Source organism: Pseudomonas sp. RtIB026 (assembly GCF_016861355.2).
GTDB classification, from domain to species: domain Bacteria; phylum Pseudomonadota; class Gammaproteobacteria; order Pseudomonadales; family Pseudomonadaceae; genus Aquipseudomonas; species Aquipseudomonas peradeniyensis.
Genome location: NZ_AP023348.2, coordinates 675,480 through 693,249 on the forward strand (window position 1 = coordinate 675,480; position 17,770 = coordinate 693,249).

Here is a 17,770-nt window from a genome sequence, read left to right on the forward strand (position 1 = left end):
TCGCCTGTGGAAAAGTTCAAGGGCGCCCTGATGGTCGGGGTGCTGCGCCTGTTTGCCAAGCTGCCCTGGGGCGCTGTGCAGCGCGTCGGCGCCGGTATCGGCTGGCTGATGTGGAAAATCCCCAATGGCTCGCGCAATGTCGTGCGGATCAACCTGGCCAAGTGTTTCCCGGAGATGGACCCGGTCGAGCGCGAGCAGCTGGTTGGCCGCGCGTTGAAGGACATCGGCAAGTCGTTTGTCGAGAGCGCCTGCGCCTGGATCTGGCCGCCGCAGCGCTCGCTGGAGCTGGTCAAGGAAGTGCACGGCCTGGAAGTGCTGGAGCAGGCCCTGGCCTCGGGCAAGGGCGTGGTCGGCATCACCAGCCACCTGGGCAACTGGGAGGTGCTCAACCACTTCTACTGCAACCAGTGCAAACCGATCATCTTCTACCGCCCGCCCAAATTGAAGGCTGTGGATGACTTGCTGCGTGAACAGCGCGTACAGATGGGCAACCGCGTGGCGCCTTCGACCAAGGAAGGCATCCTCAGCGTGATCAAGGAAGTGCGTCGGGGTGGCCAGGTGGGGATTCCGGCCGACCCGGAGCCGGCGGAGTCGGCGGGCGTGTTCGTGCCGTTCCTCGGCACCCAGGCGCTGACCAGCAAGTTCGTGCCGAACATGCTGGCTGGCGGCAAGGCGGTGGGTGTTTTCCTGCATGCCCTGCGGTTGCCGGATGGCTCGGGCTTCAAGGTGTTCCTGGAAGCGGCGCCGGAAGCGATGTACAGCACCGATGTGACTGAATCGGCGGCGGCCATGAGCAAGGTGGTCGAGCGTTATGTGCGCGAGTACCCGAGCCAGTACATGTGGAGCATGAAGCGCTTCAAGAAGCGTCCGGCGGGCGAGCCGCGCTGGTATTGAGATTGCTGGGGGCGCTTCGCGGCACAAGGCCGCTCCTACAAGGTGACCGCGATCCCCTGTAGGAGCGGCCTTGTGCCGCGAAAGGGCTGCAAAGCAGCCCCGGCGATCTCAGATCTTGTTCAATTTCTTCAGGAACACGGTCATCTCTTTCTCAGCCTGCTTGTCGCCATGGGCCTGCGCCGCGACGATCCCCTCTTCCCAGGCCTTGCGCGCGCCGTCCAGATCCCCGCTCAACTGATACGCCTTCCCCAGCAGTTTCCACGCCGCCGAGTACTTTGGATCCTGCTTCACACAAGCCGCCAGGTGCACCGCTGCTTCAGCCCCATTGCCCTCGTCCAGCCAGGCCTTGCCCAGCCCGAACCTCAGCAGCGGGTTATCCACACCCTTGGCCAGCATCTTCTCCAGCGATTCGCGCATAGGTTTCTCTCCCGAATCCATGATGTTGCGGGCGCCTGTGGGAGCGGGTTCACCCGCGAATGCGTCGCTGAATCGGCAATCGTATTCGCGGGTAAACCCGCTCCCACAGGGGTTGGCTTTCTCTTCTAGAAGAAACTCAGGCCCACGTGGAACAGCTTCTCCACGTCCCGAATATGCTTTTTATCCACAACGAACAGGATCACATGGTCGCCCGACTCGATCACCGTGTCGTCGTGGGCGATCAGCACTTCCTCGTCGCGGATGATCGCGCCGATGGTGGTACCCGGCGGCAGCGAGATGTCCTCGATGGCCTTGCCCACTACCTTGCTCGACTTCGAATCGCCATGGGCCACCGCCTCGATGGCCTCGGCCGCGCCGCGGCGCAGCGAGTGCACGCTGACGATATCGCCGCGGCGCACGTGGGCCAGCAAGGTGCCGATGGTGGCCAGCTGCGGGCTGATGGCGATGTCGATCTCGCCGCCCTGCACCAGGTCGACGTAGGCCGGGTTGTTGATGATGGTCATCACCTTGCGCGAGCCCAGGCGCTTGGCCAGCAGCGACGACATGATGTTGGCCTCGTCGTCATTGGTCAGGGCCAGGAAGATGTCGGCGTCGGCGATGTTCTCTTCGAGCATCAGGTCGCGGTCGGAGGCGCTGCCCTGCAGCACCACGGTGCTTTCGAGGGTGTCGGAGAGGTAGCGGCAGCGCGCCGGGTTCATCTCGATGATCTTCACCTGGTAGCGGCTCTCGATGGCCTCGGCCAGGCGTTCGCCGATCTGCCCGCCGCCGGCGATGACCACGCGCTTGTTGGTCTCGTCGATACGCCGCAGCTCGCCCATCACCGCGCGGATGTCCTTCTTCGCGGCGATGAAGAACACCTCGTCGTCGGCCTCGATCACCGTGTCGCCCTGGGGCGTGATCGGCCGGTCGCGGCGGAAGATCGCCGCCACGCGGGTGTCGACGTTGGGCATGTGGGCGCGGATCTGGCGCAGTTGCTGGCCCACCAGCGGGCCGCCGTAGTAGGCCCTGACCGCCACCAGTTGGGCTTTGCCTTCGGCGAAGTCGATCACCTGCAGCGAGCCCGGGTGTTCGATCAGGCGCTTGATGTAGTTGGTCACCACCTGTTCGGGGCTGATCAGCACGTCCACCGGGATATGATCGTTGTCGAACAGCTCCTCGCGGGTCAGGTAGGCCGACTCGCGCACCCGGGCGATCTTGGTCGGGGTGTGGAACAGCGAATAAGCGACCTGGCAGGCGACCATGTTGGTCTCGTCGCTGTTGGTCACCGCCACCAGCATGTCGGCGTCGTCGGCGCCGGCCTGGCGCAGCACCGTCGGCAGCGAGGCGCGGCCCTGCACGGTGCGGATGTCCAGGCGATCGCCCAGGTCGCGCAGGCGCTCGCTGTCGGTGTCGACCACGGTGATGTCGTTGGCTTCGCTGGCCAGGTGCTCTGCCAGCGTACCGCCAACCTGGCCTGCGCCGAGGATGATGATCTTCATCCGCTACTCCCTACCCTTTTTGTTCTTTACCCGCGCGAGGCGGCGATCTTGATCAGCTTGGCATAGTAAAACCCGTCGTGGCCGCCTTCCTGGGCCAGCAACTGGCGGCCGTGGGGCTGGCGCAGGCCGGCTTCGGTAGCCAGGTCCAGCTCGCGGGCGCCGGGGGTGCGGGCGAGGAAGGCGTCGATCACTTCGGTGTTCTCGGTTGGCAGGCTCGAGCAGGTCGCGTAAAGCAGCATGCCGCCCACTTCCAGGGTCGGCCACAAGGCATCGAGCAGCTCGCCTTGCAGCGTTGCCAGGGCCGGGATGTCCTCGGCCTGGCGGGTCAGCTTGATGTCCGGGTGGCGGCGGATCACGCCGGTGGCCGAGCAGGGCGCATCGAGCAGGATGCGCTGGAATGGCTTGCCGTCCCACCAACTGGTGGTGTCGCGGGCGTCGCAGGCGATCAGCTCGGCGTCGAGCTTGAGGCGGTCGAGGTTCTCGCGCACGCGGGCCAGGCGTTTGGCTTCCAGGTCGATGGCGACCATGTGGGCCAGGCCAGGTTCGGCTTCCAGCAGGTGGCAGGTCTTGCCGCCCGGGGCGCAGCAGGCGTCGAGCACGCGCTGGCCGGGGGCCAGTTCGAGCAGGTCGGCGGACAGTTGCGCGGCTTCGTCCTGCACGCTCACCCAGCCGTCGGCGAAGCCCGGCAAACCACGTACGTCGCAGGCTTCGGCCAGGACGATACCGTCGCGGCTGAACTGGCAGGCGCTGGCCTGGATGCCGGCCTCGGCCAGCAGCACCAGGTAGGCGTCGCGGCTGTGGTGGCGGCGGTTGATCCGCAGGATCATCGGCGGGTGGGCGTTGTTGGCGGCGCAGATGGCTTCCCATTGCTCCGGCCAGAACGTTTTCAGCGCCTTCTGCAGCCAGCGCGGGTGTGCGGTGCGTACCACGGGGTCGCGTTCCATGCCGGCGAGCAGCTCCTCGCCTTCACGCTGGGCGCGGCGCAGCACGGCATTGAGCAGGCCCTTGGCCCACGGCTTCTTGAGCTTGTCGGCGCAACCCACGGTCTCGCCGATGGCGGCGTGGGCCGGGATGCGCGTGTAGAACAGCTGGTACAGGCCGACCAGCAGCAGCGCCTGTACATCGGCGTCGGCGGCCTTGAACGGTTTCTGCAGCAGTTGCGCGGCCAGCAGGTCCAGGCGCGGCTGCCAGCGGGCGGTACCGAAGGCCAGGTCCTGGGTCAGGCCCCGGTCGCGCTCTTCGACCTTGTCCAGTTGCGCCGGCAACGAGCTGTTCAGCGAGGCCTTGCCGCTGAGCACGGCGGCAAGGGCGCGGGCGGCGGCCAGGCGTGGGTTCATTGGCCAAGCACCTTGCCGCTGGCGAACTTCTCGCGGCGGCTGTTGAACAGGTCGCTGAAGGCCAGGGCCTTGCCGCCGGGCAGTTGCAGGCGGGTCAGGCTCAGGGCGCCGTCACCGCAGGCGACGACCAGGCCGTCCTTGCTGGCGGAGAGGATTTCACCGGGGGCGCCCTGGCCTGTGGACAAGTTGGCGGCCAGCACCTTCACGCTTTCGCCGTCGAGGGTGCTGTGGCACACCGGCCAGGGGTTGAAGGCACGGATCAGGCGCTCCAGCTCCACGGCCGGGCGGCTCCAGTCGATGCGTGCTTCGTCCTTGTTCAGCTTGTGGGCGTAGGTGGCCAGGGCATCGTCCTGGACTTCACCTTGCAGCGAACCGTCGGCCAAGCCGGCAATTGCCTGTACTACAGCAGGCGGGCCCATTTCGGCGAGGCGGTCGTGCAGGGTGCCGCCGGTGTCGTCGGCGCCGATAGGGGTAACCACTTTGAGCAGCATCGGGCCGGTGTCCAGGCCGGCTTCCATGCGCATCACGGTCACGCCGCTCTCGGAGTCGCCGGCTTCCACGGCGCGCTGGATCGGCGCCGCGCCGCGCCAGCGTGGCAGCAGGGAGGCGTGGCTGTTGATGCAACCCAGACGCGGGATATCCAGCACGGCCTGGGGCAGGATCAGCCCGTAGGCGACCACCACCATCAGGTCTGGCTTCAGTGCGGCGAGTTCGGCTTGTGCATCGGCATTGCGCAGGGTCTGCGGCTGGTACACCGGGATATCATGGGCCACGGCCAGCGCCTTGACCGCGCTCGGCATGAGCTTCTGGCCACGGCCGGCCGGGCGGTCGGGCTGGGTGTAGACGGCCACGATCTCGTACGGGCTGTCGAGCAGGGCCTTGAGGTGTTCGGCGGCAAACTCTGGAGTGCCTGCGAAGACGATGCGCATGGAGTTCTCGCTTCTTCAAAAAGAAAAAGGCTTGCCGGAGCAAGCCTTCTGGAAGGTGGGGATCAGGCTTGCTGGCGGTGCTGCTTTTCCAGCTTCTTCTTGATCCGGTCGCGTTTGAGCTGGGACAGGTAGTCGACGAACAACTTGCCGTTGAGGTGATCGAACTCGTGCTGCACACACACCGCCAGCAGGCCTTCGCATTCCAGTTCGTAGGGCTTGCCGTCGCGGTCCTGGGCCTTGACCCGCACGCGCAGCGGGCGGTCGACGTTCTCGTAGAAGCCGGGCACCGACAGGCAGCCTTCCTGGTACTGGCCCATGTCGTGGGTCAGTTCCTCGACCGTGGGGTTGATGAAGACGCGCGGCTCGCTACGGTCTTCGCTCAGGTCCATCACCACGACCTGCTTGTGCACGTTGACCTGGGTGGCGGCCAGGCCGATGCCAGGCGCCTCGTACATGGTCTCGAACATGTCGTCGATCAGCTGGCTCAAGGCGTCGTCAAACTCCGTCACCGGTTTGGCGATGGTGCGCAGGCGCGGATCGGGGAATTCGAGAATGTTCAAAATGGCCATGGCGGTCAGGCAGTCACTGTGCGGTCGGTTGAAAACTGAGCACACATAATAAAGGGAAATGGGGCGTTCGGCACCTGTGAAGCTTGGCTAGGGTCTCTATGGGCTTGATAGCTGCCATTTCATGGACAGCTTTTCAAAGTGTTATTCACAAAGATATCCACAGGTTGTGCCACGTATCTGGCCCCCTGTCGATCAAGGACGATCTACCATGAACCCATCCCGTTCGTCGCCTTGTCCGCCTGCGGAACTGGAGGCGCGGCTGCGTCTTCATAGCCTTCCGGAGATTGGCTTGCGTCGTTTCCATACCCTCATCGACGCGTTCGGCAGTGCCTCGTCGGCACTCAGCGCGCCGGCCAGCGCCTGGCAGGCGTTGGGGCTGAAGGATGCCAGTATAGACGCCCGCCGCAGCCCGCAAGTACGCGACGGTGCATTGGCTGCAATGCGCTGGCTAGAGCATTCGGGCCAGCATTTACTGATGTGGGACGGCCCTGGCTACCCGGCGTTGCTGGCCGAGATAGACGATCCGCCGCCGCTGTTGTTCGTCGCGGGCGAGCCCGCTTTGCTCGAGCAACCGCAACTGGCGATCGTGGGCAGCAGGCGTGCTTCACCCCCGGCGCTGGATACCGCGGGCTCGTTTTCCCGATGCCTTTCCCAGGCGGGTTTCACCATCACCAGCGGGCTGGCACTGGGCGTCGACGGTGCCGCTCATCGGGCCGCGTTGAAGGCTGGCGGGTACACCATAGGGGTGCTCGGCACGGGGTTGCAAAAACTTTATCCACAGCGCCACCGTGACCTGGCCAGGGCGATGATCGACAGCGGTAGCGCGCTGGTTTCCGAGTATCCGCTGGACGCTGGGCCACTGGCCGGCAACTTTCCGCGCCGTAACCGGATCATCAGCGGCTTGTCGCTGGGTGTGCTGGTGGTCGAGGCCAGCCTCGCCAGTGGCTCGTTGATCACCGCACGGCTCGCCGCCGAACAGGGGCGGGAGGTGTACGCGATTCCTGGGTCCATTCATCACCCCGGCGCCAAGGGCTGCCACCAGCTGATCCGCGATGGCGCCCTGCTGGTGGAAAGCGTGGAGCAGATCCTCGACAGCCTGCGCGGTTGGCAGAACCTGCCGCCCGCAGTTGTGGATAAACCCGCCCATCCCCTGCTCGCCCTGCTCCACGCTGCCCCCCACACCAGCGAGGGCCTGGCCCACAGCAGCGGCCTGCCGTTGGCCCAGGTGCATGCCAGTCTCACCGAGCTGGAGCTCGAAGGCCGGGTGAGCAACGAAGCCGGGCGTTGGTTTGCCCGTGCCGGCTAAGTACACTGCGCGCACGGCGTTTATGCGGAGAGACGGAAAATGGTGAGCAGTTGGCGTGTGCAACAAGCCGCGCGCGAGGTGAAGGCGGGTGCGGTGATTGCCTATCCGACGGAAGCGGTCTGGGGCCTGGGCTGCGACCCATGGAACGAGGACGCGGTATATCGCCTGCTGGCGCTCAAGTCGCGCCCTGTGGATAAAGGACTGATTTTGGTCGCCGACAACATCCGCCAGTTCGACTTTCTGTTCGAGGATTTCCCCCAGGACTGGATCGACCGCATGAGCGCCACTTGGCCTGGGCCTAACACCTGGCTGGTGCCGCACCAGGGCCTGCTGCCCGAGTGGGTGACCGGGCAGCACGACACCGTGGCGCTGCGGGTCAGCGATCATCCACAGGTGCGGGAGTTGTGCGCGCTGGTCGGGCCGCTGATCTCCACCTCCTGCAACCCGGCCGGGCGGCCGGCGGCCAAGAGTCGGTTGCGGGTGGAGCAGTATTTCCACAACGAGCTGGATATGGTGCTGGGTGGGGCGTTGGGTGGGCGGAAGAACCCGAGCCTGATTCGCGACCTGGCGACCGGCGAGGTTGTGCGCCCGGGTTGATACCGCTGGCGAGGGCTTCGCCCTCGTTTCGCGGCACAAGGCCGCTCCTACAGGCAATCGCGATCCCCTGTAGGAGCGGCCTTGTGCCGCGAAAGGGCCGCAAAGCGGCCCCAGAATTCCCGCCGATTTTTCTGATTTCCACCCAGATGGCTGCCCATTCTGAATTCAGAGAAATATCCTACGCAATCTGTCGACCGCCATTACCTTCTCAGTGGGAACGCTTGCCTCTAGGCTCCAGACCGTCGCCGAATAACTTGGCGATCGGGTGTGGTAGCCCGGATGCATTCTTCCCATGACAGCCTATGGCGGCTGTGCGCGGGAGGCTTTCGAGCCTGCCTGGATTGGGAAAATGCCCGGGTCTACCACCTCGCGTACAGTCGCCACCCAATTCACGTGGTAGTGATTGGTAGTGGCTTAGTGGAGCATTTTCCAATGACTAGAAAAATTGTCCCCGATCCACCACTCCCCAATACCACAACCCACCCCTTCGGCCGCTGCGACGCCGGCCACCCGCCGCTTTTCACCGTAAATCCCAACATCGAAGCCCACGACGCCCTGGTGCACGTCGCACTCTACCTGCGCTGCGCCTACGACACCGGCATCAAGGCACTCGACCACCTGAGCGATGAGGGGCGAGGCATGTACTGGTCCAGCCTGCATTCGCTGGAAATGGCGGAGGGGTTGGTGGAGGCGATGCTCGATGGCCTCGAGTCGGCTCCAGCGTTGAAGAAACCCGCCGGCTGAACTGACGCAATCGCGGGGCAAGCCCGCTCCCACGCCGATCTCTGGTCATGACGTGGGAGCGGCGGTTCGCCGCTGCGACTTGCCCCGCGATGAAATAGAAACTGGGAAATACCCTACGTGTCACACCGATCCAATCACGTTCTCGCTGAAGGTTTGGGCCGGTAATCTCCCTTTGCTTTGCGCAGCACTCCATCCCGAGTGATGAAGACGCCGACGGCGGGTCGTTGAGATTTGTACACAGCTTTGTACAATGTTCGCTCAGCTCTCCTTTGTAATCCGGGAAGGATTGGACAAATGCATGTACTGACTTTTAGCCAAGCTCGCGCCGACCTGAAGCAAACGATGGATGACGTATGCCGTGACCATGAGCCGGCCATCATCACGCGCCAACGTGGTGAGCCGGTGGTCATGCTGTCCCTGGAGGATTACAACGGCATGCAGGAGACCCTTTACTTGCTAGGGTCATCTGCCAACGCAAGGCGCTTGCGTTCATCAGTCGAGCAGCTGCGGTCGGGTCAGCCAGTTACCCAAGAGCTGATCATCGATGAACATGAAGTCAAAGCAACGCAACAAGACTGAGGCTCGGAATTCCGTGAGTGTTGCGTTCACTGTCGAGGGGTGGGAGGACTATCACCACTGGCGCGAAGCTGATTCGGTGATCTTCGAGGCAGTCAATGTGCTTATTCGCGAGTGCTGCCGCACACCCTTCAAAGGGACGGGCAAACCTGAGCCGCTCAAGGGTGATCTTTCCGGGTTCTGGTCTCGTCGCATCACCCGAGAGCACCGTCTGGTCTACTTCTATGAAGGTGGCCGGTTGACGGTACTGCAATGCCGGTTCCACTACGACTGAGCAATAGCATCGCGGGACAAGTCGCAGCGGCGAACCGCCGCTCCCACGCCGGTCTCTGATTATGGCGTGGGAGCGGCGGTGCGCCGCTGCGACTTGCCCCGCGATAGGGCCCTCAAGGTAGAAGCACAGTCGAGCCAACAGTCCGCCGCGCCGACAACTCCGTCTGCGCCTTGGCCGCCTCGCTCAATGGATACCGCTGCTGGATATCCACAACGAGCTTGCCACTGGCGATCATCGCGAACAGGTCGTCAGCCATTGCCTGGGTGTTCTCGGCATTGTTGGCGTAGCTCCCCAGCGTCGGCCGGGTGACATACAACGACCCCTTCTGCGACAGGATCCCCAAGTTGACCCCGGTTACCGCGCCGGAGGCATTGCCAAAGCTGACCATCAAACCGCGCGGCCGCAGGCAATCCAGCGAAGTCAGCCAGGTATCGGCGCCCACTCCGTCATACACCACCGAGCACTTCTGACCGTCGGTCAGCTCCAGCACGCGCTCCGCCACGTCTTCATGGCTGTAGTCGATGGTCGCCCAGGCGCCGAGGGCCTTGGCCCGTTCGGCTTTCTCAGCAGAGCTGACGGTACCGATCAGCTTCGCCCCCAGCGCCTTGGCCCACTGGCAAGCCAGCGACCCCACACCACCGGCGGCGGCATGGAACAGCACGAAGTCCCCCGGCTGCACGGCATAGGTCTGCTTGAGCAAATACTGCGTGGTCAGCCCCTTGAGCATCACCGCCGCCGCCTGTTCGAAGCTGATCGCCTCCGGCAGCTTCACCAGGTTGGCCTCCGGCAGCGTATGCACCTCGCTGTAGGCCCCCAGCGGCCCACCGGCATAGGCCACGCGGTCGCCGACCTTGATCCGGCTGACGCCCTCGCCCACCGCCTCGACCACACCGGCCGCTTCGGTACCCAGCCCGGAAGGCAGTGCAGGCGGTGCATACAGCCCGCTGCGGAAATAGGTGTCGATGAAGTTCAAGCCGATCGCATGGTTACGCACCCGCACCTGCTGCGGGCCGGGCGGTGCCGGGTCGAACTCCACCAGCTGCAGGACTTCCGGGCCGCCATGCTGGCTGAACTGGATACGCTTGGCCATCACACACTCCTGTCGTCGAGGGTCGCAAAGGCCTTCTATCGGACGCCTTTGCTTGACCGCCGTCAACTGCGACGCGGCGTCGGCCGGTGGTATGCTACGCGGCGAATTTTCCCGCTCCTTCCAGGTGACCCGATGACCAGCCGCACCGAGGCCGTAAAAGCCTACCTGCTCGACCTGCAAGACCGCATCTGCTCTGCCCTCGAAACCGAAGACGGCGGCGCCCGCTTCGTCGAGGATGCCTGGGTGCGCGATGCCGGTGGCGGCGGTCGCACGCGGGTGATCGGCGAGGGCAAGGTGATCGAGAAAGGCGGGGTGAACTTCTCCCACGTGTTCGGCGCCGGCCTGCCGCCGTCGGCCAGTGCCCACCGCCCGGAGCTGGCGGGCCGTGGCTTCGAGGCCCTGGGTGTGTCGCTGGTGATCCACCCGCACAACCCGCACGTACCGACTTCCCACGCCAACGTGCGCTTCTTCATCGCTGAAAAAGAGGGTGAAGAGGCGGTATGGTGGTTCGGCGGCGGCTTCGACCTGACCCCGTACTACGGCAACGAGGAAGACTGCGTGCACTGGCACCGCGTCGCCGAGCAGGCCTGCGCGCCATTCGGCGCCGACGTCTACCCGCGCTACAAGGCCTGGTGCGACCGCTACTTCCACCTGAAGCACCGTGGCGAGCCACGCGGCATTGGCGGCCTGTTCTTCGACGACCTGAACGAGTGGGACTTCGACACCTGCTTCGCCTTCATGCGCGCCATCGGCGACGCCTACGTCGATGCCTACCTGCCGATCATCCAGCGCCGCAAGGACACCCCGTACACTGCCAAGCAGCGCGAATTCCAGGAATACCGCCGTGGCCGCTACGTCGAGTTCAACCTGGTCTACGACCGTGGCACGCTATTCGGTTTGCAGTCCGGTGGCCGCACCGAGTCGATCCTGATGTCGCTGCCGCCGCAGGTACGCTGGGGTTACGATTGGAAAGCCGAGCCTGGCAGCGAGGAAGCGCGCCTGACCGACTACTTCCTGCAGGACCGCGACTGGCTCGCCCAGTAAGCCTGTGGATAACCGAGGAGCTCCCATGGACCAGTACGTCGTATTCGGCAACCCCATTGGCCACAGCAAGTCGCCGCTGATACACCGCCTGTTCGCCGACCAGACCGGCCAGGACCTGGAGTACGCCACCCTGCTGGCGCCTCTGGACGAGTTCAGCGACTGCGCCACAGGCTTTTTCAAGCAAGGCAGCGGCGCCAACGTCACCGTGCCGTTCAAGGAAGAGGCCTATCGCCTGTGCGACAGCCTCACCCCGCGTGCGCAACGTGCTGGCGCGGTGAACACCCTGACCAAGCTGGCCGACGGTACCTTGCAAGGCGACAACACCGACGGCGCCGGGCTGGTGCGTGACCTTACGGTGAACGCCGGGGTGACCTTGGCTGGCAAGCGCATCCTTATCCTTGGCGCCGGCGGTGCTGTTCGGGGTGTGCTGGAGCCGATCCTGGCGCACAAGCCACAGTCGCTGGTGATCGCCAACCGTACTGTCGAGAAAGCCGAGCAGCTGGCGCGGGAGTTCGATGAGCTGGGGCCGGTGGTGGCCAGTGGTTTCAGCTGGTTGCAGGAGCCGGTGGACGTGATCATCAACGCTACTTCTGCGAGCTTGTCTGGCGAACTGCCGCCGATTGCCGACAGCCTGGTCGAGGCGGGGCGTACCGTCTGCTACGACATGATGTATGGCAAGGAGCCGACGCCTTTCTGCCAGTGGGCCAGCAAGCTGGGTGCGGCCAAGGTGCTGGATGGGCTGGGGATGCTGGCCGAGCAGGCGGCCGAGGCGTTCTTTATCTGGCGGGGAGTGCGTCCTGACACGGCGCCTGTGCTGCATGAGTTGCGTCGGCAACTGGCGCGCAATTGACGTCGGAGCTCTGTCGGATGAATTGGCGCTCCAGTTCGACCTGCTGCTGGTAGTGAGCGAGTTTTGCTGTGGATTGCGTTTCGCCAGTGTAGGGATCGCGAGCGATCATGTCGCTTTCCAGTCGGGCAATCCGTACTTGAGCATCGGCAACGCTCCAGCAGTTATCCACAGCGCCGCTGCCTTGAGCAGCTAGTAATGGCACGAGTGCCAGGGCGAGATGAACGCAACTACTCATGGCGTGCTCCGCAGTGAATGAGCGTTGTTTACTCTTTCATCGCCTGCACGCTGTTCGCAACTGACAGAAATACCAGTTGACCGTCAGCCCACGAAGCGAATCGGGCAACTCGCCATGCCTTCCAGCTTCTGCAGTTCCTCGATAACCTGCGGCCTTGCCCGCTGCAACGTAAGGCTCCCGCCATTACGCATCAACCGCCGCGCCTCGCGGTGCAACATATCCACACCCGAATAATCGATGAAGTTCACCTGCCGCGCATCGATCACCACATGCGGCCCCTCGCAGCGCTGCAAGCGCACCTGCAGGTAAGGCGCCGCGCCGAAGAAGATCGACCCGCCCACCCGCAACACGTCCGCCTCCCCTTCCCGGCTCTGCTGTACTCGCGGCCTCGAGGTGCGCTTGAGGTAGAAGAACAGCGATGCCAGCACCCCGGCGTAGATCGCCGTCTGCAGCTCCAGCAGCAGGGTCGCGGCGGCGGTCAGCGCCATCACCAGGAACTCCGAGCGGCTGACCCGGAACAGCGCGCGGATGCCGCGATGGTCCACCAGCCCCCAGCAGATCAGCAGGATGCTGCCCGCCATCGCCGGGATCGGCAGATGAGCGATCAGCCCGGCCCCCGCCACCGCGAACAGCGCCACCCACAGCGCCGAGAACACCCCGGCCAATGGCGAGCGGGCGCCTGCGTCGTAGCTGAGCCCGGAGCGGGTAAAGGAGCCGGAGGACAGGTAGCCGGAGAACAATGCCCCGATGATGTTCGACAGCCCCTGGGCGCGAATCTCCTGGTTGGCGTCGATCAGTTGCTCGGAACGTGCGGACAGGGAACGGGCGATGGACAGACTGGTGACCAGCCCGAGCATACCGACAGCCACGGCACTGGGCAGCAGGCGCAGGATCAGTTCCACATCGAGTAACGGCAGTGGGCTGAGCGGTGGCAACTGGCCGACGAAAGCGGGCACACGCGGCACATGGCCGAACACGCCGGGCAACAGCCAGGCCGCCAGGCTCACCAGCAGCAGACTTATCAACAGGCCAGGCCAGCGTGGGCGCCACAGCTTCAACACCACGCCAATCGCCAGGGTGCTCAGTCCGAGTACCAGCGATGGAATGTCCACCTCGCCAGCATGGCCGGCCAATTCCTGCACGGTCTTCAGAGCCGTGGCCTGGCTCGGCAGATCCAGGCCCAGCAGGTTGGGCAACTGCCCCAGGGCGATGACGACGGCGGCGCCGAGGGTGAAGCCCAGCACCACCGAATGGGAGACGAAGTTGACCAGCGCGCCGAAGCGCAGCAGCCCCAGCAAGAGTTGGAAGATGCCGCCGATGAAGGTCAGCAGCAGCACCAGGGTCACGTAGTCGTCGCTGCCGGCCACGGCCAGCGGGCTGATGCTGGCATAGAGGACGATGGAAATGGCGGCGGTGGGGCCGCAGATCAGGTGCCAGGACGAGCCCCACAGGCAGGCCACCAGCACCGGCACGATGGCGGCGTACAGGCCGTATTCGGCGGGCAGGCCGGCGATCAGGGCGTAGGCGATCGATTGCGGCAAGGCGAGGATGGCGCCGCTCAGGCCCACCAGCAGGTCCTGGCGCAGACTGCGGCCTGACTGGCGGGGGAGCCAGGTGAGGAAGGGCAGCAGGTGGTGGAGACGAGGCATGCGTCATTCCTGTTCAGTATCGCAGGCGAGGGCGTTGCCCTCGTTTCGCGACGCAAGGCCGCTCCTACAGAAAAGCGCGAACTCCTGTAGGAGCGGCCTTGCCGAGGCGTCGGACCGGCCGGAAAAGGCCGCAAAGCGGCCCCAGCAGCCTAACAGACAAAAATCAGAGTTTGGCTTTGACCGTTTCTGCTGCATCCCCACCAGCTTTGGTGGTCACCCCTGCAAGCCAGGCATCCAGCACCTGTGGATGAGCCTTCACCCACCCCCTGGCCGCTTCATCGAAGCTCACCTTCTTATCCACAACCTCGGCCATGATGCTGTTCTCCATGTCCAGCGTGAACGTCAGGTTGCCCAGCAGCTTCGCCGCATTCGGGCACGCCTGTGGATATCCCTTGCGGGTCAGCGTGTACACATCGCCTTTGCTGCCAAACCATTTTTCGCCCCCCGTGAGGTAATGCATCTTCAACTTCACGTTCATCGGGTGCGGAGTCCAGCCCAGGAAGGTGATGAACTGCTGCTTCTTCACCGCCCGATCCACCTGGGCCAGCATCGCCTGTTCGCTGGACTCGACCAGCTTCCACTGCCCAAGCGCGAAGTCGTTCTTGTCGATGATCTCCTTCAGCGACAGGTTGGCCGGTGCGCCGGAGCCGATGCCGTAGAGCTTCTTGTCGAACCTGTCGGCGTACTTGTGCAGGTCGGCGAAGTCCTTCACGCCGGCCTCCCAGACATAATCGGGTACCGCCAGGGTGAATTCGGTGCCCTCCAGGTTGCGCGCCAGCTGCTGCACGTCGCCATTGGCGATGAACTTGTCATGAAAACCCTGCTGCGCCGGCATCCAGTTGCCGAGGAAGGCATCCACCCGGCCATCCTTGAGGCCGCCGTAGATGATCGGCACGGCCAGGCTGTCGATCTTCACCTGGTAACCCAGGCTTTCCAGGAGCAGGCGGGCGACGGCGTTGGTGCTGGCAATATCGCTCCAGCCGGGGTCGGCCAGCTTCACGGTGCTGCATTGCGCGTCGCCGTCGGCGGCGTGGGCCGTGCCCAGGCTCAGGGCCAGGGCGAGCACGGCGGTGGAGAACTTCTGCATGGCGGCCTCTCTTCTCAATCCAGGGGTGCGGGCTGTGGATAACGTGCCTTGCGCTCGAGGTCGTCGAGATCGATGTGGTTGCGCATGTACTGTTGGCTGGCGTCCACCAGGGGTTGGTGGTCCCAGCTTTTCAGCGTGCCGATGGACAGCGCCTCGGCCACCAGGCGGCGGCGGCGCTGGCTGGCCAGCACCTGCTGGCGCAGGCTGGGGATATCCCAGCGCTGGCGTGCTTCATCGACAAATGCCTGCAGCAGCGCCTGGTGCTCCGGGCTGCCGGTGAGGTTCTCCCGCTCGTGCGGGTCGCGGCTCAGGTCGTAGAGTAAACAGGGGTCGTCCTCGCTGTACACGAACTTGTATGCGCCGCGGCGGATCATCATCAGCGGGCCGACGGTGCCTTCGGCCATGTATTCGCCGATCACCTCGTCATGACCGCCCTGCCCTTGCAGGTGGCCGAGCAGTGAGCGACCGTCCAGGTGCAGGTCTTTATCCACAGCGCCGCCGGCTAGTTCGACCAAGGTCGGCAGCAGGTCGCAGGTGGAAACGCTGGCGCTGATGCGCGCAGGTTTGAATTGCTTGGGCGCGTGGATCAGCAGCGGTACCCGCGCCGACATCTCGAACCAGTGCATCTTGTACCAGAGCCCGCGCTCGCCAAGCATGTCGCCGTGGTCGCCGGAGAAGACGATCAGGGTGTCGTCGGCCAGGCCGCAGTCTTCCAGCGTCTGCACAAGCAGGCCGATATTGTCGTCGATGTAGCTGCAGGCGCCGAAGTAGGCGCGGCGGGCATCGCGGATCTTGTCCACGGGCAGCGGCTTGTCCCACAGGTCGTAGACCTTGAGCAGACGTTGCGAGTGAGGGTCTTGCTGACACTGGGTGATCACGTCGCCTGGCAGCGGGATATCCACCGCCTCGTAGAGATCCCAGTAGCGTTTGGGGATGGTGTACGGGTCATGCGGGTGGGTCATCGACACGGTCAGGCAGAAGGGCCGGCCATCGTCTTCGCGCACGTGGTCGTAGAGGTACTGGCGTGCCTTGAACACCACCTCTTCGTCGAAATCCAGCTGGTTGGTGCGCACGCAGGGTCCGGCCTGCAACACCGAGGACATGTTGTGGTACCAGCTCGGGCGTTGGTCAGGCGCGTCCCAGTTCACCGCCCAGCCGTAGTCGGCCGGGTAGATGTCGCTGGTCAGGCGCTCTTCGTAGCCGTGCAGCTGGTCCGGGCCGCAGAAATGCATCTTGCCTGACAGCGCGGTGCGGTAGCCGAGGCGGCGCAGGTAGTGGGCGTAAGTCGGTATATCGGCGGGGAAATCGGCGGCGTTGTCATAGGCGCCGATGCGGCTGGGCAACTGGCCGCTGACCAGGGTGAAGCGTGAGGGGGCGCACAGCGGGCTGTTGCAGTAGGCGGAATCGAACACCACGGCCTGCTCGGCGAGGCGCGCCAGGTTGGGCATCCTGATCGGCGACGGGGTGTAGATCGGCAGCAGCGGCGCGGCCATCTGGTCGGCCATGATGAACAGGATGTTGGGTTGCTTCATGGTGCCCTTCCATCGTCGAGAGTTATGGTGAACGCTTGCAATCCAGCATGGTGCTGTGGGTAAGGTGGGTAAAGCCCACGTCGGGCAATGACTGGGATTAGCCACGCTTATGTTTGAGCACCTTGCCGATCTTTCCCTCGATGCCTTGCGCGTGTTCGAGTCCGCCGCGCGCTTGCGTAGCTTCACGGCTGCGGCCCTTGAGCTGGGCACAACCCAGCCGGCTGTGAGCCAGCAGGTCAAGCGCCTGGAGGCGCAACTGGGGACGCGGTTGTTCGACCGCATCTACCGGGGCATCGAGCTGACCGAAGCGGGCCAGCTGCTGTTCGAGCAGGTACACCAGGGGCTTCAGGCCATGGACGATGGTGTTGCCTTGGCCAGCGGGCGTGGTCAGCGCGAGGTGTTGCAGGTGGCCACCGACTTCGCCTTTGCCGCGTTCTGGCTGATGCCGCGCTTGCAGCGCTTTCACGAGGCCAATCCACAGGTGGATGTGAGCCTGGTGACCGGCGAGCGCAGCCAGGGGATGTTGCGTCCGGACATCGATGTGGCGGTGCTGTTTGGCGATGGGCGCTTTCACCAGGGTGAGAGCCGCTGGTTGTTCGACGAGGAGGTCTTCCCGGTCTGCAGTCCGCGGCTGGCTCATGGCAAACCCTTGTCAGCCGTGGCTTTGCAACGATTGCCCTTGCTGCATCTGAAGGGCGAGCAGGCCAGTCGCTGGTTCGATTGGGCGGGGGTGTTTCGTGGTCTTGGTGTGGACAGCCCGCCTCCGTCCGGGCAGCTACGGTTTGATAACTACACGCTGCTGATTCAGGCCGCGATTGCCGGGCAAGGGGTGGCCATCGGTTGGGCACATCTGGTTGATGGGCTGGTCGAGCAAGGGTTGTTGTGTCGGCCTATGGAAGGCAGTCTGCGGTCGGAGCGCGGGTATTACGTAGTGCTGCCGCCGCGCAAACGACGCGGGGCGCTGATCCAGCGGTTCGTAGATTGGCTGGAGCTGGAGCGCATGTAGGAGCGGCCTTGTGCCGCGAAAGGGCTGCAAAGCAGCCCCGGTAGTGTTGCGGGATTGCCATAATCTGGGGCCGCTTCGCGCCCCTTTCGCGGCACAAGGCCGCTCCTACAGGGATGGCGTAGACTTCCAGATGTT

At 64.4% G+C, this 17,770-nt stretch carries 18 protein-coding genes; 9 read left to right on the forward strand and 9 right to left on the reverse strand.

Annotated elements, in window-relative coordinates; genetic code table 11:
* Nucleotides 1–6 precede the first annotated feature (6 nt).
* Nucleotides 7–894 carry a lysophospholipid acyltransferase gene (locus PRtIB026_RS03040; protein ID WP_203649220.1) on the forward strand — a complete coding sequence of 296 codons (888 nt, stop codon included), beginning with the start codon at nucleotides 7–9 and terminating at the stop codon, nucleotides 892–894.
* 108 nt (nucleotides 895–1,002) lie between these two features.
* Here the strand turns inward: PRtIB026_RS03040 and PRtIB026_RS03045 are convergent, their stop codons facing one another.
* The 5 genes from PRtIB026_RS03045 to def form a co-directional block, all read right to left on the reverse strand.
* Complete coding sequence (locus tag PRtIB026_RS03045) at nucleotides 1,003–1,311, reverse strand: tetratricopeptide repeat protein (RefSeq protein WP_186712233.1); 309 nt, start codon at nucleotides 1,309–1,311, stop codon at nucleotides 1,003–1,005.
* A 125-nt stretch (nucleotides 1,312–1,436) separates the two neighbouring features.
* Nucleotides 1,437–2,810 (reverse strand): Trk system potassium transporter TrkA, encoded by a 1,374-nt coding sequence (trkA, locus tag PRtIB026_RS03050; RefSeq protein WP_050707620.1) that lies wholly within the window; start codon nucleotides 2,808–2,810, stop codon nucleotides 1,437–1,439.
* Nucleotides 2,811–2,836: 26 nt separating this feature from the next.
* Nucleotides 2,837–4,147 (reverse strand): 16S rRNA (cytosine(967)-C(5))-methyltransferase RsmB, encoded by a 1,311-nt coding sequence (rsmB, locus tag PRtIB026_RS03055; RefSeq protein ID WP_203649218.1) that lies wholly within the window; start codon nucleotides 4,145–4,147, stop codon nucleotides 2,837–2,839.
* Nucleotides 4,144–5,076, reverse strand: coding sequence for a methionyl-tRNA formyltransferase (gene fmt, locus PRtIB026_RS03060; RefSeq protein WP_203649216.1), 933 nt, complete (start codon nucleotides 5,074–5,076; stop codon nucleotides 4,144–4,146). The genes rsmB and fmt overlap by 4 nt, the downstream gene beginning before the upstream one ends.
* A 62-nt stretch (nucleotides 5,077–5,138) precedes the next feature.
* Complete coding sequence (gene def, locus PRtIB026_RS03065) at nucleotides 5,139–5,645, reverse strand: peptide deformylase (protein WP_028690050.1); 507 nt, start codon at nucleotides 5,643–5,645, stop codon at nucleotides 5,139–5,141.
* 208 nt (nucleotides 5,646–5,853) lie between these two features.
* Here def and dprA point away from each other — a divergent pair, with 208 nt between their 5' ends.
* The 5 genes from dprA (at nucleotide 5,854) to PRtIB026_RS03090 (ending at nucleotide 9,142) form a co-directional block, all read left to right on the forward strand.
* On the forward strand, nucleotides 5,854–6,951 hold the full coding sequence (gene dprA / locus PRtIB026_RS03070; RefSeq protein WP_203649214.1) for a DNA-processing protein DprA: 1,098 nt from the start codon (nucleotides 5,854–5,856) through the stop codon (nucleotides 6,949–6,951).
* 39 nt (nucleotides 6,952–6,990) lie between these two features.
* Nucleotides 6,991–7,548 carry an L-threonylcarbamoyladenylate synthase gene (locus tag PRtIB026_RS03075; protein WP_028690052.1) on the forward strand — a complete coding sequence of 186 codons (558 nt, stop codon included), beginning with the start codon at nucleotides 6,991–6,993 and terminating at the stop codon, nucleotides 7,546–7,548.
* A 432-nt stretch (nucleotides 7,549–7,980) separates the two neighbouring features.
* Nucleotides 7,981–8,292, forward strand: a complete 312-nt coding sequence (locus PRtIB026_RS03080; RefSeq protein ID WP_203649205.1) for a hypothetical protein — start codon at nucleotides 7,981–7,983, stop codon at nucleotides 8,290–8,292.
* A 294-nt stretch (nucleotides 8,293–8,586) separates the two neighbouring features.
* Nucleotides 8,587–8,871, forward strand: a complete 285-nt coding sequence (locus PRtIB026_RS03085) for a type II toxin-antitoxin system Phd/YefM family antitoxin (RefSeq protein WP_046853585.1) — start codon at nucleotides 8,587–8,589, stop codon at nucleotides 8,869–8,871.
* Entirely contained in the window at nucleotides 8,837–9,142 is a 306-nt protein-coding gene (locus PRtIB026_RS03090) for a Txe/YoeB family addiction module toxin (RefSeq protein ID WP_203649203.1), read from the forward strand. The genes PRtIB026_RS03085 and PRtIB026_RS03090 overlap by 35 nt, the downstream gene beginning before the upstream one ends.
* Nucleotides 9,143–9,254: 112 nt before the next feature.
* Here PRtIB026_RS03090 and PRtIB026_RS03095 read toward each other — a convergent pair whose 3' ends face one another.
* Nucleotides 9,255–10,232 (reverse strand): NADPH:quinone reductase, encoded by a 978-nt coding sequence (locus PRtIB026_RS03095; protein WP_267813554.1) that lies wholly within the window; start codon nucleotides 10,230–10,232, stop codon nucleotides 9,255–9,257.
* Between the two features lie 132 nt (nucleotides 10,233–10,364).
* Between PRtIB026_RS03095 and hemF the strand changes: the two genes are divergently transcribed.
* Together hemF and aroE are read left to right on the forward strand one after the other, a co-directional pair.
* Nucleotides 10,365–11,276 (forward strand): oxygen-dependent coproporphyrinogen oxidase, encoded by a 912-nt coding sequence (hemF, locus tag PRtIB026_RS03100; protein ID WP_011531485.1) that lies wholly within the window; start codon nucleotides 10,365–10,367, stop codon nucleotides 11,274–11,276.
* Nucleotides 11,277–11,301: 25 nt separating this feature from the next.
* Nucleotides 11,302–12,126 (forward strand): shikimate dehydrogenase, encoded by an 825-nt coding sequence (gene aroE / locus PRtIB026_RS03105; protein WP_203649201.1) that lies wholly within the window; start codon nucleotides 11,302–11,304, stop codon nucleotides 12,124–12,126.
* Between the two features lie 318 nt (nucleotides 12,127–12,444).
* Here the strand turns inward: aroE and PRtIB026_RS03110 are convergent, their stop codons facing one another.
* The 3 genes from PRtIB026_RS03110 to betC all read right to left on the reverse strand — a co-directional run bounded on the left by PRtIB026_RS03110 (nucleotide 12,445) and on the right by betC (nucleotide 16,629).
* Nucleotides 12,445–14,010 (reverse strand): SulP family inorganic anion transporter, encoded by a 1,566-nt coding sequence (locus tag PRtIB026_RS03110; protein WP_203649199.1) that lies wholly within the window; start codon nucleotides 14,008–14,010, stop codon nucleotides 12,445–12,447.
* A gap of 163 nt (nucleotides 14,011–14,173) precedes the next feature.
* Nucleotides 14,174–15,097 (reverse strand): choline ABC transporter substrate-binding protein, encoded by a 924-nt coding sequence (gene choX / locus PRtIB026_RS03115; RefSeq protein WP_186712224.1) that lies wholly within the window; start codon nucleotides 15,095–15,097, stop codon nucleotides 14,174–14,176.
* Between the two features lie 14 nt (nucleotides 15,098–15,111).
* Nucleotides 15,112–16,629, reverse strand: a complete 1,518-nt coding sequence (betC, locus tag PRtIB026_RS03120; RefSeq protein ID WP_203649197.1) for a choline-sulfatase — start codon at nucleotides 16,627–16,629, stop codon at nucleotides 15,112–15,114.
* Between the two features lie 109 nt (nucleotides 16,630–16,738).
* On the opposite strand from betC, the gene PRtIB026_RS03125 reads away from it, so the two are divergent.
* Nucleotides 16,739–17,635, forward strand: coding sequence for a choline sulfate utilization transcriptional regulator (locus PRtIB026_RS03125; protein ID WP_203649195.1), 897 nt, complete (start codon nucleotides 16,739–16,741; stop codon nucleotides 17,633–17,635).
* The last annotated feature ends 135 nt before the right edge of the window (nucleotides 17,636–17,770 follow it).

What these genes read in the sequence shown, in the direction of transcription:
- choX (WP_186712224.1), bottom strand. Translation starts at nt 15,097, where the DNA reads ATGCAGAAGTTCTCCACCGCCGTGCTCGCCCTGGCCCTGAGCCTGGGC.
- PRtIB026_RS03085 (WP_046853585.1), top strand. Translation starts at nt 8,587, where the DNA reads ATGCATGTACTGACTTTTAGCCAAGCTCGCGCCGACCTGAAGCAAACG.
- PRtIB026_RS03110 (WP_203649199.1), bottom strand. Translation starts at nt 14,010, where the DNA reads ATGCCTCGTCTCCACCACCTGCTGCCCTTCCTCACCTGGCTCCCCCGC.
- PRtIB026_RS03125 (WP_203649195.1), top strand. Translation starts at nt 16,739, where the DNA reads ATGTTTGAGCACCTTGCCGATCTTTCCCTCGATGCCTTGCGCGTGTTC.
- betC (WP_203649197.1), bottom strand. Translation starts at nt 16,629, where the DNA reads ATGAAGCAACCCAACATCCTGTTCATCATGGCCGACCAGATGGCCGCG.
- PRtIB026_RS03090 (WP_203649203.1), top strand. Translation starts at nt 8,837, where the DNA reads ATGAACATGAAGTCAAAGCAACGCAACAAGACTGAGGCTCGGAATTCC.
- dprA (WP_203649214.1), top strand. Translation starts at nt 5,854, where the DNA reads ATGAACCCATCCCGTTCGTCGCCTTGTCCGCCTGCGGAACTGGAGGCG.
- hemF (WP_011531485.1), top strand. Translation starts at nt 10,365, where the DNA reads ATGACCAGCCGCACCGAGGCCGTAAAAGCCTACCTGCTCGACCTGCAA.
- PRtIB026_RS03075 (WP_028690052.1), top strand. Translation starts at nt 6,991, where the DNA reads ATGGTGAGCAGTTGGCGTGTGCAACAAGCCGCGCGCGAGGTGAAGGCG.
- trkA (WP_050707620.1), bottom strand. Translation starts at nt 2,810, where the DNA reads ATGAAGATCATCATCCTCGGCGCAGGCCAGGTTGGCGGTACGCTGGCA.
- def (WP_028690050.1), bottom strand. Translation starts at nt 5,645, where the DNA reads ATGGCCATTTTGAACATTCTCGAATTCCCCGATCCGCGCCTGCGCACC.
- PRtIB026_RS03080 (WP_203649205.1), top strand. Translation starts at nt 7,981, where the DNA reads ATGACTAGAAAAATTGTCCCCGATCCACCACTCCCCAATACCACAACC.
- PRtIB026_RS03045 (WP_186712233.1), bottom strand. Translation starts at nt 1,311, where the DNA reads ATGCGCGAATCGCTGGAGAAGATGCTGGCCAAGGGTGTGGATAACCCG.
- fmt (WP_203649216.1), bottom strand. Translation starts at nt 5,076, where the DNA reads ATGCGCATCGTCTTCGCAGGCACTCCAGAGTTTGCCGCCGAACACCTC.
- PRtIB026_RS03095 (WP_267813554.1), bottom strand. Translation starts at nt 10,232, where the DNA reads ATGGCCAAGCGTATCCAGTTCAGCCAGCATGGCGGCCCGGAAGTCCTG.
- aroE (WP_203649201.1), top strand. Translation starts at nt 11,302, where the DNA reads ATGGACCAGTACGTCGTATTCGGCAACCCCATTGGCCACAGCAAGTCG.
- rsmB (WP_203649218.1), bottom strand. Translation starts at nt 4,147, where the DNA reads ATGAACCCACGCCTGGCCGCCGCCCGCGCCCTTGCCGCCGTGCTCAGC.